This window comes from Sphingomonas sp. CCH9-F2 (genome assembly GCF_001556735.1).
GTDB classification, from domain to species: Bacteria; Pseudomonadota; Alphaproteobacteria; order Sphingomonadales; family Sphingomonadaceae; genus Sphingomonas; species Sphingomonas ginsenosidimutans.
Genome location: NZ_LSJO01000703.1, coordinates 1 through 3,707, shown reverse-complemented (window position 1 = coordinate 3,707; position 3,707 = coordinate 1). Strand labels below are relative to the sequence as shown.

Below are 3,707 nucleotides of genomic sequence, written 5' to 3'. Positions count from 1 at the left end.
CTCCCACCCAATAGGGTCGCGCCGGGCTGACCGGCCCGCCCGTCGCGACCCTATTGGGTGGGAGAGCGCGGACCGGAATTGTTCGTGCCGACCAGCAGCGGACAGGTGATCCCCGCCGGCGGTGGGGCGGGGGGCGGGCGCGACGTGCGTGTCGCGATCACGATCCGTGCGGGCGACAATGCCGCGCCCGCCGCGCTGGCGCGATCCAGCCGGCAGGTGGCGCGCGCGGTGCGCGCCGCACTGACGGAGGGCGAGTGATGGGGCATTGGCTGGCGGCGCAGCGGGCCGAGCAGGCCACCGGGTTCATCCAGCGGTTCGACCCCGCGTTCTGGACGGTCAACTTTCCGCGCCCGATGATGGCGGCGGTGACGACGCCGGCACCCGATACGGTGCGGGTCGATGCGGTCTTCTATCGCCGCGACGACCTGGCGGGGCTGATCTGGGAAAGCGCCGACCGGCACGACCACCCGCTGCTGTGCTATGAGGAGGCGTGCGATTACCGCGCGTGCCAGCTGTCGTTCCGCTGGCGATCGGCCGGGGTGGTGGCGCTGGACGCGGTCAACGGCCCGGTGCTGACGATCGAGGGGCGCGATGCCGCGGGGCAGGCGCGCGCCTGGTACGTGCGGCTGTGGAACTATGCGCAGGGGACGCCGACCGATGCGCGGGTGACGCTGGACTTCGCCGCGCTGGACGGCGGCTTCGCGTTGCCGGGCGAGGCGGACCCGGTGTGGGCGGGTGACGTCGACCGGATGTTCGTGTCGCTGGTCGCGCCAGGCTATGGCGAGCAGGGCGGCGGCGCGCTGCCGATGCCGGTCGAGGGCTGGGCCGAACTGAGCGCGATCGCCTGCACCGGATCGGGCGCGGTGCTGGCGATCGGCGACGTGGTGGTGCCCGAACACGACCTGCGCATCGCGAGCGGATATGACGACAGCTATCACCTGACCCCGCAGCGGCTGCTGCGCAACGCGCTGCACCTAGGGTATCGCGGGGCGATCGTCCATTATGTGGGGATGAGCCATTATTTCCGGCTGACCGCCGGGGGTGAGGCGGTGACGCTGGCGGGCGGGGCGCTCAACGCGGCGTGTGCGGCGTGGCATGGCGATTTCGCGCGGCGCGCTGCGGTGCTGGGATACGATCTGATCTGGTCGCTGTCCTACGAATTGTTCGACGCGCATTGCCCGGCGGCGTGGAAGCAGCGCGCGGCGGATGGCAGCCCGGCGCTGACCGGCTGGGTGCCGCCGTCGACGTTGCTGTCGCCGACCTGCGACCCGGCGATGGCCTATCTGCGCGCGGTGGCGGCGGCGTTCCTGGCGATCGGTGCGGCCGCGGGACTGGCGCCGCATTTCCAGGTGGGCGAGCCGTGGTGGTGGGTGACCCCCGGCGCCGCCGCGCGACCGTGCCTTTACGATGCCAGCGCGGTGGCGGCGATCGCGCCTGCGGCGATCCCCGACCTGCGCGCCGCACTGGACGCGGCGCAGCGCGCGACGCTGGACCGGGCGGGCGCGGCGCTGGCGGCGTCCACCGCCGCGCTGGCCGCGGCGGCGCGCGCCGCGCAGCCGGGTTGCGCCACCTATCTGCTCGCCTATCTGCCGACAGTGCTGGACGCCGCCGCGCCGGAGGCGAAGCGCATGAACCTGCCGGCCGGCTGGGCCGCGCCCGCCTTCGATGTGCTGCAACTGGAAGATTACGACTGGGTCACCGCGGGCGACACCGCGTCGAGCGCGGCGGGCGCGGCGGCGGCGACCGCGCGGCTCGGCTATCCGGCGGCGGCGCAGGACTATTTCGCGGGCTTCGTGCTGCGGCCCGAGGATCGCGCGCAATGGGAGCGGATCGTGGCGGCGGCGCAGGCGGCGAAAGCCCGCGGGGTGCGCCGCGTCTATCTGTGGGCGCTGCCGCAGGTGATGCGCGACGGGCTGACCTATTGGCAGGATGAGGAGGACGGGGTGGAGGCGTTCGACGACGTGGCGTTCCCGCTGGCGCTGGGGCGCGAGGCGGAAGTGACGCCTACCTTTTCGACCAGCGTGACCACCAGCGGCGGCGGGCGCGAGACGCGGCAGGTCGCCTGGGCGCAGGCGCGCACCCGGTATGACGTGGGGCCGGGGGTGCGCAGCGAGGGCGATGTCGCCGCACTGCTGGCGTTTTTCCGCGCGCGGCATGGGCCGGCGCGCGGATTCCGGCTGCGCGACCCGTTCGACTGGCACGCCGAGGGCGAGCGGATCGGGACCGGCGACGGCACGACGCGCAGCTTCGCGCTGGTGCGCCGTTACGGCGCGGCGGCGCGGCGGATCACCCGCCCGGTGACCGGCACGGTGCGGATCGCGATCGACGGGCAGCCGACCCAGGCCTTCGCGGTGGCGGCGGCGGGCATGGTGACGCTGGACACCGCGCCGCCAGCGGGCGCGGCGGTGACCGCGACGTTCGATTTCGACGTGCCGGTGCGCTTCGCCGAGGACGAACTGACCGTATCGCGCGCGACGCATCTGGCCGGCGCGGTGCCCAGCGTGCCGTTGATCGAGGTGCGCGAGGCATGAGCGCGGCGGCGACGACCGGGTCGGACCGGGTGACGACGCTGGCGCTGTGCTGGCGGATCGAACGGACCGATGGCGTCACCGTGGCGATGACCGATCACGACCGCGACCTGACCGTGGGCGGCATGCGATACCGCGCGGCGCCGGGGATGACGCCGTCCGCGATCGAGCGGGCGGAGGGCGCCGACCCCGATACGATGACCGCGCGCGGGGCGCTGGACGTCGCGGCGATCACCGCGCGCGATCTGGCCGCGGGGCGATGGGATGCGGCGCGCGTGGTGACCTTCGCGATCGACTGGGACGATCCGGTGGCGACGCCGATCGCGCTGGGCGAGGGGCGGATCGGCGAGGTATCGTGGCAGGACGGCGGCTTCGCGGCGGAACTGCGCGGCGCGACCGCGCGGCTGGAGCGGCCGGTGACCGAGGCGACGTCCCCGGCGGGCCGCGCCACGCTGGGCGACCGGCGCTGCCGCGTGGCGATGGCGGGGCGTCGGCGGTTCGCGCGCGTCGTCGCGGCGGCGGGGGAGGTGGTGACGCTGGACTGCGCCGAGTCGGTCGACAACGGCTGGGGCGAGGGCGTGCTGTGCTGGTTCGGGGGCGCCAACGGCGGGCTGCGCAGCGCGATCGCGCGGTCGGCGGGTGCCGAGGTGACGTTGCGCATGGCGCCGCCCTTCGCGATCGAACCGGGCACGCTAGTGGAGGTGAGCGAGGGGTGCGACCGGCGCATCGCGACCTGCGCCGCGCGGTTCGGCAACGCCGCCAATTTCCGCGGCGAGCCGTATCTGCCGGGCGTCGACCTGCTCACCCGCTATCCCGGCGCATGACGACCGGCGAGCGGGTCGCCGCGGCGGCGCTGGCGACGGTGGGCGCACGGTTCCGCCCGCAGGGGCGCGACCCGGCGCTGGGGCTGGACTGTGTCGGGGTGGTGGCGGTGGCGGTCGCGGCGGTTCGCCCGGACGTGCGGTTGCCGCGCGACTATGCGCTGCGCTGCGCCGTCCTGCCGGCAGGCGCGATCCCGGCGGGGGCGGTGCCGTGCGCGGGTGAGGCGGCGGGCGACGTGCTGCTGCTGCGCGTCGCGGCGACGCAGCTGCATCTGGCGATCCGCACCGCGGACGGGATCGTTCACGCGGATGCGGGCGCGGGGCGGGTGGTGGCGCGGCCGGGGGTGCCGCCATGGCC

Annotated in this window: 3 protein-coding genes and 1 pseudogene; all 4 read left to right on the top strand. The window is 74.9% G+C overall.

The genetic code is table 11. The features are described 5' to 3' along the window. Positions 1–30: 30 nt before the first annotated feature. Positions 31–258, top strand: a pseudogene (locus AX685_RS20100) (tail tape measure protein); the annotation flags it as partial. Then, positions 258–2,531, top strand: coding sequence for a DUF2460 domain-containing protein (locus AX685_RS20095; protein WP_066491989.1), 2,274 nt, complete (start codon positions 258–260; stop codon positions 2,529–2,531). The pseudogene AX685_RS20100 and the gene AX685_RS20095, both read left to right, overlap by 1 nt. Continuing rightward, positions 2,528–3,352: a DUF2163 domain-containing protein gene (locus AX685_RS20090; protein ID WP_066491987.1), complete on the top strand. Its 825-nt coding sequence runs from the start codon at positions 2,528–2,530 to the stop codon at positions 3,350–3,352. Before AX685_RS20095 ends, AX685_RS20090 begins: the two co-directional genes overlap by 4 nt. After that, on the top strand, positions 3,349–3,707 hold a 359-nt coding region (locus AX685_RS20085; RefSeq protein ID WP_066491991.1), incomplete at its 3' end, for a hypothetical protein. The genes AX685_RS20090 and AX685_RS20085, both read left to right, overlap by 4 nt.

Excerpts from the sequence above, each read along its gene's own strand:
- AX685_RS20095 (WP_066491989.1), top strand. The coding sequence starts at position 258 with ATGGGGCATTGGCTGGCGGCGCAGCGGGCCGAGCAGGCCACCGGGTTC.
- AX685_RS20090 (WP_066491987.1), top strand. The coding sequence starts at position 2,528 with ATGAGCGCGGCGGCGACGACCGGGTCGGACCGGGTGACGACGCTGGCG.